An 11,662-nucleotide genomic window follows, 5' to 3' on the forward strand; every position below is an offset into this window, starting at 1 on the left:
ACCACCTGGGTTGAGCACCTCAGGCATCAACGTGGGCCCCAGCGTTCTTCTTCCGGAGCATCCGTTTCCAAGGCAGCACCGACACAAGCGCCAACATCGCGACGATGAGGAACACCATGGCCAGGGGGTCAGTGACAACTGCCCAGAAGTCTCCGCCGGTCAGCCCCAGAGCCTGTTGCAGGTTCCGCTCGAGCATCTCTCCCAGGACGAGTCCGATGACCAAAAGAGCCGGTGCCATGCCGACCAGGCGCATCACATAACCGAGCACGCCGAAGGCCAGTGCGATGTACACATCGGTCACCGAATTGTGGATGCTGTAGCAGGAGATGAGCGCGAGGATGAGAATGACCGGAGCCATGAACGGCATCGGAATCGACAGGATCTTCGCCAGCAGCGGAGACGCACCGATATTGATGACGACTCCGAGGACCGCGCTGAAGAGCAGCGCCCCGATGATCGTCCATCCCAGTTCCGGGTTCGCGTCGAAGAAACCGGGACCGGGATTGAGGCCGTACATCATCAGGTAGGCAAGCAGAACCGCGGTCGTTCCCGAACCTGGAATGCCCAAGGTCAGCAGAGGCACCATCGAACCCGACACCGCAGCATTGTTCGCGGACTCCGGGGCCACCAATCCGCGGACGGCGCCCTTGCCCATGCCTGCGGATGCAGGGGCGAGTCGCTTTTCAAGCCCGTAGGAGAAGAAGGCAGCGATCGTCGTTCCTGCGCCGGGAAGCACGCCGGCGACGAACCCGATGACCGATCCTCGCAGGCTGGGAAGTGTTCCCTGCTTGAGGTCGGACTTAGTCGGAAGGAAACGTCCCGACAGTTTCGACATCACCTGGGAGTCTCTGCCCATTGTGGTGCTGGCCAGAATCTCACCGACGCCGAAGACGCCGATGATAGCGACGATCGAGTCGATTCCCTCCAACAGGGTGAAGCTGCCGAAGGTGAAGCGCGGAAGTCCGGATTGGAGCTCGATGCCGACAGTCGACACGGCCACTCCGATGGCAACCGCTGTCAGTCCCAGCATCGGGGCCGAACCGACGAGGGTGGCGCTGAGTACGAGTGCCATGACGACGACGGCGAAATAGGCGCCTGGGCCGAACGCCAGGCCGAGTTCCGACATCGGTCCCGCGATGAAGGCGAGTCCCAGGAATGCGAGCACACTGCCGACGAATGATGCGATGGCGGAGATCGACAGGGCGGTGGCCGCCTTGCCTTTCAGCGCCATCGGGTGACCGTCGAGTGTGGTCATGATGGCGCCGGGATCGCCTGGGATGTTCAGCAGGATCGCCGAGATCCTGCCGCCGTATTCCGCGCCGAGATACAGAGACACCATGAGTGGGAGAGAGATCTCGGCCGGAACTGTGATCGCCACCGGTAGGAGCAGCGCAATAGCGGTCGACGGACCGATGCCGGGCAGCAGACCGGCGATGGTTCCGAGGACGACGCCGCCCAGAATGACAAACAGCAGAGTCGGTGATGCGGCGATACCGCCCAGAGCGGAGAGGAGATCGTTGATTGTGCTCACAGCTGCAGACCTCCGAATACCCAGTACTCCAACCAGCCGACAGGCAGCAGCACGTTGAGCCAGACATCGAACACGAGGAACAGAACCATCGCGATCACAAGGTTGATGACGAAGAGTCCAACGGCTTGTGGCGCACTGAGACGAACTCCGAACACCGTCATCGAGACCAGCATCGAGAAGATGACTGAAGCTTCGACGAATCCGATGAGGAAGATCGAGGCCGCATACAGACCGAAGAGGACGATGCACCATGCGACACGCAGAATCTCCTGTCCTCCGACCGGCCTGACGTCGACGCTTCCGCGCAGAATCGCGATGATCCCGAGGGTGGTTGTGCAGAACAGAACTACTCCAACGACCAGAGGGAACGTTTTCGGACCGATTCCGTCTTCCCCCGCGGCATTGGGCAGGAGGAAGGCATTGATGAGGTAGAAGATCGCGAGGAAGCCAAGCACAATGCTCGATACCATCGCCGAGGTGGTCCGACTTCCAGGTTCTTGGTGTCGTTCGTCGACCGGTCGAGTCGCGGTCGGATCTGGATTCGCGCTCATTTCACCAGCCCCACTTTCTGCAGCACTTCGGTCGATTCTTCCTGCTCGGGTCGAATCACCGTGTCGAGCCATTCCTCCCCGGCGACGTACTCGGGGTTGATCCCCAAGGCCTCTGACTGCTTGGCGAATTCGTCGGTCTCCACGGCCCTCTTCAGTGACTCTCGCCACCAGTCGACTGCGTCTTGAGGCATGTCCTTCGGGCCGAAGACTCCTCTCCAGTGGTTGATCGTGATGTCCATTCCGAGGTCGTGCCACGTCGGAACTCCTGGTGCTGAATCGACCGGTTCCGGAGCAGAGACTGCGATGATTTCGACATCTCCACTGTCGACGAGTTCCATCGCTTCCGACATCCCCGTCGATGCCACATCGATACGTCCGCCCAACAGTTCGTTGTTGAGGTCGCCACCGTCCGAGAACGCGACGAGATTGAGCTTGGACAGGTCGTCGACTCCGTATTCGCTGGCGGGGCGAAGGACGTTGAGCTGATCGTCGCTGGGTACGGTCCCGATTCCGAAGTTGACCGAGCCTACGTCCTCCTTGATCGCATCGAGGACCTTCTGTGCGGAGTCGTACTTCGATCCGGATTTCACGATCCACACTTCATAGTCGGTCGTCAGCTGAGCCAGTGGCGTGAAGTCGTTCAGAGACATGTCTGTCGTTCCCGTGATGTTCGAGAGGAAGATCCGGTTGGACTCGAACACGACCGACGTTCCGTCATTCTCCCGTTGGAGGACGGCGGCACGAGCCGGATTGCCTCCGCCGCCTCCCATGTTCTCGATCGACATGAAGGTGTCGATTCCTGCGGCTTCGAAGCCGTCGTTCGTGATGCGTGTCGTCAGATCGAGGCCGCCGCCTGGGGAACCTGCAGCGATCGCGGTGACCCGGGGCGGAGGGAAGCCATCATTTCTGTGGACGTCCGGCATACAGGCTGTCGTGGACGCGACGAGCGATAGTCCCGCAGACACTGCGACGACGCGCAGAAGAGTTCGTCTTGTTGGGGATCTTCTCGCCATTGGGAATCCGAAGTGGAGCATGACCGGCACGTTACCCGTCGGAGCCCTCAAACCTCAACGAATCTTGCGAGAATGAGACAAGCAGCCTGAGTGCTCTGCCCGGTGTTCCCACCCAGCGGGCAGATGCCGAAGGGCGGAACCGACACAATGTCGATTCCGCCCTTCGGCATGTGACGAGGTCCGGAGGCTCCCTGGGAGCCTGCTCAGTCCAGCAGGTCGTGGCGCACGATCGACTGTTCGCGATCAGGGCCGACGCCGATGACCGACATCCGGCAGCCCGAGAGCTCCTCGAGTGCGAGCACGTACTTCTGCGCATTCTCGGGAAGGTCGTCGAAGGTGCGGGCCTTCGTGATGTCCTCGCTCCAGCCGTCGAAGTACTCGAAGATCGGCTTCGCGTGGTGGAACTCGGTCTGGGACACCGGCATCTCGTCCTGGCGCACTCCGTCGACGTCGTAGGCGACGCAGACGGGGATCCGGTCGATGCCGGTGAGCACATCGAGCTTCGTGAGCACATAGTCGGTGAAGCCGTTGGTGCGTGCGGCGTAGCGGGCGATGACCGCGTCGTACCAGCCGCAGCGGCGCGGACGTCCGGTGTTGACTCCGAATTCTCCGCCGGCCTTCTGCAGGTATTCGCCCATCTCGTCGAAGAGTTCGGTGGGGAACGGGCCGGCTCCCACGCGTGTGGTGTAGGCCTTGACGATGCCGACGACGCGGTTGATCCGGGTCGGGCCGATGCCCGTGCCCACACAGGATCCGCCGGCGGTCGGGTTCGACGAGGTGACGAACGGGTAGGTGCCGTGGTCGACGTCGAGCATGGTCGCCTGGCCACCCTCCATGACGACGACCTCACCGCGGTCGAGCGCCTCGTTGAGCATGAGCTCGGTCTCGGCGACGTAGGGGCGCAGCCGTTCGATGAAGGGTTCGAAGTATTCGACGATCTCTTCGACCGACACCGCCCGCCGGTTGTAGACCTTGACGAGCAGTTCGTTCTTCTGCCGCAGGGACCCTTCGATCTTCTGCCGCAGGATGGATTCGTCGAAGACGTCCTGGACGCGGATGCCCAGGCGCCCGATCTTGTCCATGTACGCCGGGCCGATGCCGCGGCCGGTGGTGCCGATGGCGCGCTTGCCGAGGAACCGCTCCGTCACCTTGTCCAGCGTCTGGTGGTACGGCGCCACGAGGTGGGCGTTCGCCGAGATCCGCAGCTTCGAGGTGTCGGCGCCGCGGGACTCGAGCGCATCGATCTCCTCGAAGAGCGCCTCGAGGTTGACGACGACGCCGTTGCCGATGACCGGGGTGACGTTGGGTGAGAGGATACCGGCGGGCAGAAGCTTGAGTTCGTACTTCTCTCCTCCGACGACAACCGTGTGGCCGGCGTTGTTCCCACCATTGGGCTTGACCACGTAGTCGACGCTGGTGCCGAGGATGTCGGTGGTCTTACCTTTACCTTCGTCGCCCCACTGAGCGCCGACGACAACGATTGCTGGCATGAGAGTGCTTCACCTCGAAGTGAAAAGGGGATGTCATTACTCGCTAAGTCTACTGGGTCACACTGACGCAGCCGCCATCGGGCGCATCATATCGCCGAGGTGGTGCCCCGTCGGGCACCGCCCCGAACCACCGAGGCAGCCTTCCCCCTAACGCGCAGAGCTCAGCCGCGTCTCTCCCGCTCGGCGAGGATCTGCTCGCGGAGGATATCCGCGTGCCCGCAGTGTTGGGCGAGCTCCCGCAGGACATGGAGGAGCACCCATCGCAGCGGCATCGGCCCAGCCCGATGACCGGTGAGCACGGTGTCGAGGCCCATCCCCTCGATCGCGGAATGCGACCGCTCCACGGCAGCCCGGAAGTCGGCCGAGACGCTGGCGATCGTGTCCGAGGAGTCGAGAAGGAAGGAGTCCTTCGAATCCTGCGGCAGCCCGTAGTCGGTCCTGCTTCGGCCGGTGACTGCCTCACCGAACCAGACGGTTTCGACGAACACCGCATGCTTGAGCAGAGACAGCAGGCGGGTTCGGCTCGGCACGAGGGACCGCCTCGCCTCCTCCTCGCTCAGGTCGTCGAGGCTGCCGAGCAGATGCTGTCGGTGTTCGTCGATGAATGCCGTGAACTGCACGCCGAGGTCGGACTCGCGCACATCAGATGGTCTGGGGGTCGGACTGCCGCCGTCGGCACCTGCGCCTATCATGTCCCCACTGTAGAGCCGCCTCGGCGAGGGAGGACAGACCCGATCGCCGACTCGCCCGCAATCGCGGGCGATCAGCATCCTTGTTCGGCAGGTCCCGCGGACCTATGCTGAAGTGACCCACGTAACCCGTTGTTCGGGCAGGAGCCTTGGCATTGTCGCCGGAGCCGTCGACTTCAGGGCATCACCGCTCAGAGGAGGTCGCTCATGTCCACCACATCAATGCATCCGGTCACGAGTGCTTCGCAGAATCAGCCCGCGGACCAGTCACAGTCCCCCGCTCTGCCCTACGCACGCCGCCGCGACCAACTCGTCGGATCGGTCATCGACGCCTCCACCACTGTGCTGGCCCAATACGACCACGACATCGTCAAGTTCGGTATGGGGGCACCGGCCCCGGACATGCTGCCGGCCGCGGACTTCGCCCGCATCGCCGCGCAAGTCTTCTCCCCGGAGAACTTCACGTACGGGGAGACGAAGGGCGAGCCGGTCCTCATCGACGCTCTCCACGAGTACCTCACTTCGACCGATCAGATCCCGCCCGAACAGCAGGGCAACCGGGACCGTCTCCTCATCACCTCCGGTGGCATGCAGGGACTTGACCTCGGGTTCAAGCTCTTCGTCACCCCGGGTGACCTCGTCGCCTGTGAGTCGCCGACCTACACGAACGGTTCGGCCACGGCCATGAGCTATGAGGCGGAGATCCTCGAGATCCCCGTCGACGAAGAAGGTATGCAGATCGATGTCCTCGAGGAGCACACGAAGCGCACCGGGCGCGCACCGAAGGTCGTCTACACCGTCCCGACCTTCCAGAACCCGGCCGGAGTGACGATGTCGCTGCCGCGTCGCGAACGCCTGCTCGAGTTCGCCCACCGTCACCGGTCGGTCATCATCGAGGACAACCCGTACGGAATGCTCCGCTTCGAAGGTCAGTCCCTGCCGGCGCTGAGCGACCTCAGCCCGAACGATCCCCTCATCTTCGGGGTGCGCACGTTCTCGAAATTCGTCGCCCCAGGTCTGCGGGTCGGGTGGATCGACGTCGACCCGGAAGTCCGCGAGCTCGCCGTCAATGCAAAACAGACGATGGACTCCTGCGCCCCCGTTCCCAACCAGCACCTCATCGCCCGCTGGCTGGCCGAAGGCGGTGCCGAATCACACGTCGAGGTCCTGCGCAAGGCGTACCGCGCGCGGAAGATCGCCATGTCAGAAGGCCTTGAGAGGCTCTTCCCCGGCGAGATCCGAGCTACCGATCCCGACGGCGGATTCTTCCTGTGGGTGACCTTCGAGGACGAATCCATCAACACCGAAGATCTCATGACCACCGCGCTCGAGGAGGGCGTGGCCTACATCCCCGGCCCCGCGTTCTCGCCGGCCGGGAACTTCTCGAATGCGCTGCGGCTGTGCTTCGCCTCGGCGGCTCCCGATCGCATCGACGACGGTCTCGAACGTCTCCGCCGGGCCGTCGATCGGTACCGCGCGGAACGCTGAGCACCACGACGACACCCTCGCCGAGGCGGCTCTGACCTCACCCGACCACGACGTCGGGCACTCCCGCAGTGGGAGCCGTCTCGGTGCTCGATGTCAGAGCTCGCCGAGGCGGCCGATCCATTGGATGAGGAGCTGAGTCTCCGTCGCGCCGAGAATGTCCGGGTTCGCCGCAGCGCGTTCGATGACGGCATGGCCCAGCCGACCGTCTCCCGGTTCGCCCTGTCCAGTTCCGGTGATGGCGGCGAGTACGCCTTCGCGCACGCCGGCTGAGAGTTCGGGATCATTCCTGCCCTGAATGATCAGCCGCAGGGTGACGCCGATATTCGTGGCGAGCACATGAGCGGCGGCCTGTTCGTGGCCGACGACGAGTCGCCCCTCCTGCTCGGCTTTGAGCGTCAGACCGCGCAGAATCTCGCTCGGCTTCGACTGCGCCTCGGGTGAATAGCCGGGCCTGACCTTGCCGTACATGAGGGTGTAGAAACCCGGATTCTCCAGACCGAAGGCGACGTGGGCGTCCCACCCCAGACGCAGATCCTGGATCGGGTCGCCACTGGATTCGGTGGAGGACTTCGCTGACAGATACATGTCGAAGCCACGCTCGACGACGGCCTCGATCAGGCCCTGCTTATTGCCGAAGAAGTGATACAGAGTGGGCATCTTGACCCCCGCCGCGTCGCAGACCGCGCGCAGAGAGAAGTCCTCTCCGGGCGCGGCGGCAATGAGGTCGGCGGCCGCCTCGAGCAGGCGGGTCCGTGTATCCGTTTCCTCAACTTCTGTCATATCGCTATATTATAGTGTACCGTCGATATAGTGTGATGTAACAACGATACGGAGATTGAAACCATGACCGAACAGACTCTGCAAGGCAAGACCATCCTCATCGCAGGAGGCGGGAAGAACCTCGGCGGACTCATCGCTCGACAGACCGCCGCAGCCGGAGCTGATGTCGCCATCCACTACAACTCGGAATCAACGCGGCCGGAGGCCGAAGAGACTCTCGCGGCCGTCGAGGCCAGCGGATCGAAGGGCGTTCTGCTCACCGGAGATCTCACCGAGCCCGCCACCGTCGAGAAACTCTTCGACGATGCCGTCTCGGCACTGGGGTCCATCGATATCGCGGTGAATACGACGGGCAAGGTTCTGCGCAAACCCATTACGGAGACCACCGAGGACGAGTACGACGCGATGTTCGACATCAACGCGAAGGCCGCCTACTTCTTCATCAAGGAGGCAGGCAGGCATCTGGCCGACAACGGCAAGATCGTCACCATCGTCACCGCTCTGCTCGCGGCGTTCACCGACGGCTATTCCACATACGCCGGCGGCAAGAGTCCGGTCGAGCATTTCACCCGAGCCGCGGCGAAGGAATATGCCGACCGCGGGATCTCCGTCACCGCCATCGCGCCCGGCCCCATGGACACACCGTTCTTCTATGGCCAGGAGACCCCGGAACGGGTGGAGTTCCACAAATCGCAGGGCATGGGCAACCGTCTGACCCAAATCGAGGACATCGCGCCGATCGTGCGCTTCCTCGCAACGGAAGGCGGCTGGATCACCGGGCAGACGATCTTCGCCAACGGCGGTTACACCACCCGCTGAGGCGGATTCGACACCTCAGTCACACTCATTGCCCAACCGACAACCACATCCCGACAGCACATATCTCAACAGCACAGGAGCACATATGTCAGACCTGCAGATTCCCGAACCCGTCGCCGGCTTCATCGACACCGTCAACGCTCACGACAACCAGGGCTTCCTGGACGCATTCACCCCCGATGGCACTGTCGACGACTGGGGACGCGAGTTCCAGGGCCGGGAGGCCATCAAGGCCTGGAGCGATAAGGAATTCATCGGTGCAACCGGCGTCCTCACGCCCGAGGATGTCACCGTCGACGGAAACGACGTCACCATCATCGGCGATTGGCGCTCCACCCACGCCAACGGTCGGTCATCGTTCGCCTTCGTCATCGACGGCGACAAACTGAGCAGGATGACGATCCGCGAAGGGTGACAGACGGCGGAGGGGGCGGCTTCGGCATATGACAGAATGACGAAATGTCCGAAGCCCGCCCCCTCCACCTGCGCCTGCCCTATTTGGGCCTCACTCTCATCGGCGGCAGCCTCGGTACCGCGGCACGTGAGGCAATCAGCCTCGCCGTGTCCGATGTCGACGGCATCCCAGTGGCGATCTTCGGGATCAACATCCTCGGCGCCTTCTGCCTGGGACTCCTCCTGTCCGCGCTGTCTCGGATGGGACCGGACGTCGGGATGCGTCAGAAGATGCGCATCCTCATCGGCACCGGATTCATGGGCGGGTTCACCACATACAGTGCACTGGCCGCGGACGCGGCGAGCCTCCTCGGCGAAGGTCGGGTAGGTGCGGGGCTTCTCTACGGTCTGGTCACCATCGTCATCGGCGGACTGGCCACCTGGGCTGGCATCGCGCTGGCATCGGCCCGCCGACGGAACGCTTCAGCGGGGCCGTCATCACCCGCATCGACGGCGTCCCCCGAAACACCTGAATCCCTCGACGAACCAATCTCGTCCCCCGAGCCCTCATCGCACGAAGGCGGTGATGACCGATGACCCCGATGCTCTTCATCGGCATCGCGATCGCCGGGGGCCTCGGGGCCGTGGCGCGCATGCTCTTCGACGGCGCCTTCAAGGTGTGGAGCCCTCGGTCGACACCGTGGTCCACTCTGCTCATCAACGTCTCGGGTTCATTCGTCCTCGGGCTGCTCACCGGGCTGGCCGGAGCGAACCTGCTGCCGGAGGACTGGCATCTGGTGCTCGGCACCGGGTTCCTCGGCGGGTATACGACGTTTTCCACGGCGAGCTTCGAGACCGTGAAGCTCATCGAGGAACGCAAGTGGGGCTCGAGCCTGCTCAGCGGAATCGGCACATTGATCTTCGCCACTGCCGCCTCCGGACTCGGGCTGTGGGCCGGCGGACTGTTCTGAGCCACGATCGGCCGTTTCGAACTCAGCCGCATATCGACACGTCCACCCTCAGCGAGGCGCTGGTCGCACAGACGCAGAACGGCCCAGTTGAAAGCGAAGAGCCCATGTTCAAACGTGAGCTATTCACCTTAAACTGGCCCGACAGCGAATGGGCCCCGGTCCGCGAGCACGCGGGCCCCGGGCCGACAGCGCCTCAGCTCCGCAACGCCGGTTCAGTTGTAGGCGCGGTGGTACTGAGCCGGACGGTAGTCGATGTCAAAGCGCAGGGCGTCGGCAGCGCGCAGCGCGAAGTTCGGATCGCGCAGGTACTCACGGCCCACGAGGATCGCATCGGCCTGTCCGGTGGCCAGAATGTGCTCACCCTGGAACGGTTCGTTGATGAGGCCGACGGCCGCGGTCGGCAGTCCCGATCCCTGACGCACGCCGGCGGCCAGGTTCGTCTGGTAACCGGGGCCGACGGGGATCTTCGCCATCACATTGCCGCCGGAGGAGACGTCGATGAGGTCGACTCCGTGCTCCTTGAGCCATCCGGCGACCTCGACGGTGTCCTCGAGGCTCAGTCCGCCCTCGGTCCAATCCGTGGCCGACAGGCGCACGAACACGGGAACGTCCTCGCCCACCTCGGCGCGGGTGGCGTCGACGATCTCGAGCAGCAGACGAGCCCGGTTCTCCAGGGTTCCGCCGTAGGAGTCGGTGCGGGTGTTGCTCAGCGGCGACAGGAACTCGTGGACGAGGTACCCGTGCGCGGCGTGGATCTCGACGAAGTCGAACCCGGCCTCGATCGCCCGGCGCGCCGAGGATCGGAAGGCTTCGACCACCTCGGCGATCTCCGCCTCGGTCAGGGCACGCGGTTCGGCGAGTCCGTCGAAGGCCAGTGCGGACGGAGCCACGGTCTGCCAACCGCCTTCGTCGACGGGCACGCTGCCGTCGCCGTCGGTCCCCCATTCGGGATAGGTCGAGGCCTTGCGGCCTGCGTGGGCGAGCTGGATGCCGGCGGCAGTGCCCTGCGAGTGGAGGAAGTCGACGACCGGGACGAACGCGTCGCGCTGCTCGTCGTTCCACAGTCCCAGGTCCTTGGCCGAGATCCGCGCCTCGGGAGTGACTCCGGTGGCTTCGACGATGACGGCGCCCGCTCCCCCGCGGGCCATCGCACCGTAGTGGACGGTGTGCCACGGTGCGGGAACTCCGTCGAGGGTTTCGACGGAGTACTGGCACATGGGCGGAACCCAGATGCGGTTGCGGAACGTGAGTCCGCGCAGGGTGAGCGGTTCGAACAGCAGATGAGACATAGCACCTCGTGATCTCGTCGAGAATGGTCGTTCGGAAGTATGAGATTCTTCGTACTTCGGGTTCGGACTGTACTACGAAAAATTTCGTACTACCAAATGTTTCGTACAATAGGCGGACACGACATCATCTGCGACCGTTGACTGCTAAGACAGCCGACCCAGCCGCAGACCGAGACGATGGCGAGACGGGAGGCTCCTGATGCGCACACTCGACCACCCCGGCCGGGACGAGATGAGACTCGACACCGTGCTGGCGGCTCTCGCCGACCCGGTTCGCCGCACCGTCGCCTGTAAACTCAACGACGCTTTCGGCGATCACGCGTGTGCGACCTTCGAGCTGCCGGTGTCGAAGTCCACGGCGACCTATCACTTCCGCACTCTGCGCGAAGCGGGAGTGATCCGCCAGGAGTATGAGGGCACGAAGATCATGAACACCCTGCGCAAGGATGACCTCGACGCCCGCTTCCCCGGCCTCCTCGACGCCGTGTTCGCCGCCCAGGACATCGAACGCGCCGAGGCGACCGCCCCCGATTCCCGAAACTGACCTGACCGAGTCGCCTCCGCCCAGACGCGCGAACAGGCCCCTCTCCCCCGCGTGAGCCGCGTCCCTCACCCACGATCGAAAATTAAGTGTGCTCAAATTGCCCG

At 63.7% G+C, this 11,662-nt stretch carries 13 protein-coding genes; 6 read left to right on the top strand and 7 right to left on the bottom strand.

The genetic code is table 11. From position 1 onward, the window contains the following. Window positions 1-19: 19 nt before the first annotated feature. From BEP01S_RS00155 to BEP01S_RS00175, 5 genes are all read right to left on the bottom strand, one after another. Complete coding sequence (locus BEP01S_RS00155; protein WP_062239089.1) at window positions 20-1,531, bottom strand: tripartite tricarboxylate transporter permease; 1,512 nt, start codon at window positions 1,529-1,531, stop codon at window positions 20-22. Next, on the bottom strand, window positions 1,528-2,082 hold the full coding sequence (locus BEP01S_RS00160) for a tripartite tricarboxylate transporter TctB family protein (RefSeq protein WP_167348238.1): 555 nt from the start codon (window positions 2,080-2,082) through the stop codon (window positions 1,528-1,530). Before BEP01S_RS00160 ends, BEP01S_RS00155 begins: the two co-directional genes overlap by 4 nt. After that, window positions 2,079-3,005 carry a Bug family tripartite tricarboxylate transporter substrate binding protein gene (locus BEP01S_RS00165; RefSeq protein WP_062239094.1) on the bottom strand — a complete coding sequence of 309 codons (927 nt, stop codon included), beginning with the start codon at window positions 3,003-3,005 and terminating at the stop codon, window positions 2,079-2,081. The genes BEP01S_RS00160 and BEP01S_RS00165 overlap by 4 nt, the downstream gene beginning before the upstream one ends. 293 nt (window positions 3,006-3,298) lie before the next feature. Beyond that, window positions 3,299-4,585 (bottom strand): adenylosuccinate synthase, encoded by a 1,287-nt coding sequence (locus BEP01S_RS00170; protein ID WP_062239097.1) that lies wholly within the window; start codon window positions 4,583-4,585, stop codon window positions 3,299-3,301. Window positions 4,586-4,746: 161 nt separating this feature from the next. Continuing rightward, entirely contained in the window at window positions 4,747-5,277 is a 531-nt protein-coding gene (locus tag BEP01S_RS00175) for a DinB family protein (protein ID WP_083532389.1), read from the bottom strand. Between the two features lie 204 nt (window positions 5,278-5,481). On the opposite strand from BEP01S_RS00175, the gene BEP01S_RS00180 reads away from it, so the two are divergent. Next, window positions 5,482-6,762 carry an aminotransferase-like domain-containing protein gene (locus tag BEP01S_RS00180; RefSeq protein ID WP_244881997.1) on the top strand — a complete coding sequence of 427 codons (1,281 nt, stop codon included), beginning with the start codon at window positions 5,482-5,484 and terminating at the stop codon, window positions 6,760-6,762. A 93-nt stretch (window positions 6,763-6,855) separates the two neighbouring features. Here BEP01S_RS00180 and BEP01S_RS00185 read toward each other — a convergent pair whose 3' ends face one another. Then, window positions 6,856-7,542 (bottom strand): TetR/AcrR family transcriptional regulator, encoded by a 687-nt coding sequence (locus tag BEP01S_RS00185; RefSeq protein ID WP_062239102.1) that lies wholly within the window; start codon window positions 7,540-7,542, stop codon window positions 6,856-6,858. 63 nt (window positions 7,543-7,605) lie between these two features. Between BEP01S_RS00185 and BEP01S_RS00190 the strand changes: the two genes are divergently transcribed. The 4 genes from BEP01S_RS00190 (at window position 7,606) to crcB (ending at window position 9,725) form a co-directional block, all read left to right on the top strand. Then, window positions 7,606-8,361 (top strand): SDR family oxidoreductase, encoded by a 756-nt coding sequence (locus BEP01S_RS00190; RefSeq protein WP_062239105.1) that lies wholly within the window; start codon window positions 7,606-7,608, stop codon window positions 8,359-8,361. 85 nt (window positions 8,362-8,446) lie between these two features. Further along, window positions 8,447-8,776 (top strand): nuclear transport factor 2 family protein, encoded by a 330-nt coding sequence (locus BEP01S_RS00195; RefSeq protein WP_062239108.1) that lies wholly within the window; start codon window positions 8,447-8,449, stop codon window positions 8,774-8,776. A gap of 44 nt (window positions 8,777-8,820) precedes the next feature. Further along, window positions 8,821-9,351, top strand: coding sequence for a fluoride efflux transporter FluC (locus tag BEP01S_RS00200; protein ID WP_083532390.1), 531 nt, complete (start codon window positions 8,821-8,823; stop codon window positions 9,349-9,351). Next, window positions 9,348-9,725: a fluoride efflux transporter CrcB gene (gene crcB, locus BEP01S_RS00205; RefSeq protein WP_062239110.1), complete on the top strand. Its 378-nt coding sequence runs from the start codon at window positions 9,348-9,350 to the stop codon at window positions 9,723-9,725. Before BEP01S_RS00200 ends, crcB begins: the two co-directional genes overlap by 4 nt. A 212-nt stretch (window positions 9,726-9,937) precedes the next feature. On the opposite strand, the gene BEP01S_RS00210 is transcribed toward crcB, so the two are convergent. Further along, window positions 9,938-11,014 (bottom strand): NADH:flavin oxidoreductase/NADH oxidase, encoded by a 1,077-nt coding sequence (locus tag BEP01S_RS00210; RefSeq protein ID WP_062239113.1) that lies wholly within the window; start codon window positions 11,012-11,014, stop codon window positions 9,938-9,940. 199 nt (window positions 11,015-11,213) lie between these two features. On the opposite strand from BEP01S_RS00210, the gene BEP01S_RS00215 reads away from it, so the two are divergent. After that, window positions 11,214-11,558, top strand: coding sequence for an ArsR/SmtB family transcription factor (locus BEP01S_RS00215; RefSeq protein ID WP_062239117.1), 345 nt, complete (start codon window positions 11,214-11,216; stop codon window positions 11,556-11,558). The last annotated feature ends 104 nt before the right edge of the window (window positions 11,559-11,662 follow it).

The organism is Brevibacterium epidermidis NBRC 14811, from assembly GCF_001570805.1.
Classification (GTDB): Bacteria; Actinomycetota; Actinomycetes; order Actinomycetales; family Brevibacteriaceae; genus Brevibacterium; species Brevibacterium epidermidis.

Excerpts from the sequence above, each read along its gene's own strand:
- BEP01S_RS00180 (WP_244881997.1), top strand. The coding sequence starts at position 5,482 with ATGTCCACCACATCAATGCATCCGGTCACGAGTGCTTCGCAGAATCAG.
- BEP01S_RS00160 (WP_167348238.1), bottom strand. The coding sequence starts at position 2,082 with ATGAGCGCGAATCCAGATCCGACCGCGACTCGACCGGTCGACGAACGA.
- BEP01S_RS00185 (WP_062239102.1), bottom strand. The coding sequence starts at position 7,542 with ATGACAGAAGTTGAGGAAACGGATACACGGACCCGCCTGCTCGAGGCG.
- BEP01S_RS00190 (WP_062239105.1), top strand. The coding sequence starts at position 7,606 with ATGACCGAACAGACTCTGCAAGGCAAGACCATCCTCATCGCAGGAGGC.
- BEP01S_RS00165 (WP_062239094.1), bottom strand. The coding sequence starts at position 3,005 with ATGCCGGACGTCCACAGAAATGATGGCTTCCCTCCGCCCCGGGTCACC.
- BEP01S_RS00175 (WP_083532389.1), bottom strand. The coding sequence starts at position 5,277 with ATGATAGGCGCAGGTGCCGACGGCGGCAGTCCGACCCCCAGACCATCT.
- BEP01S_RS00195 (WP_062239108.1), top strand. The coding sequence starts at position 8,447 with ATGTCAGACCTGCAGATTCCCGAACCCGTCGCCGGCTTCATCGACACC.
- BEP01S_RS00210 (WP_062239113.1), bottom strand. The coding sequence starts at position 11,014 with ATGTCTCATCTGCTGTTCGAACCGCTCACCCTGCGCGGACTCACGTTC.
- BEP01S_RS00200 (WP_083532390.1), top strand. The coding sequence starts at position 8,821 with ATGTCCGAAGCCCGCCCCCTCCACCTGCGCCTGCCCTATTTGGGCCTC.
- crcB (WP_062239110.1), top strand. The coding sequence starts at position 9,348 with ATGACCCCGATGCTCTTCATCGGCATCGCGATCGCCGGGGGCCTCGGG.
- BEP01S_RS00170 (WP_062239097.1), bottom strand. The coding sequence starts at position 4,585 with ATGCCAGCAATCGTTGTCGTCGGCGCTCAGTGGGGCGACGAAGGTAAA.
- BEP01S_RS00215 (WP_062239117.1), top strand. The coding sequence starts at position 11,214 with ATGCGCACACTCGACCACCCCGGCCGGGACGAGATGAGACTCGACACC.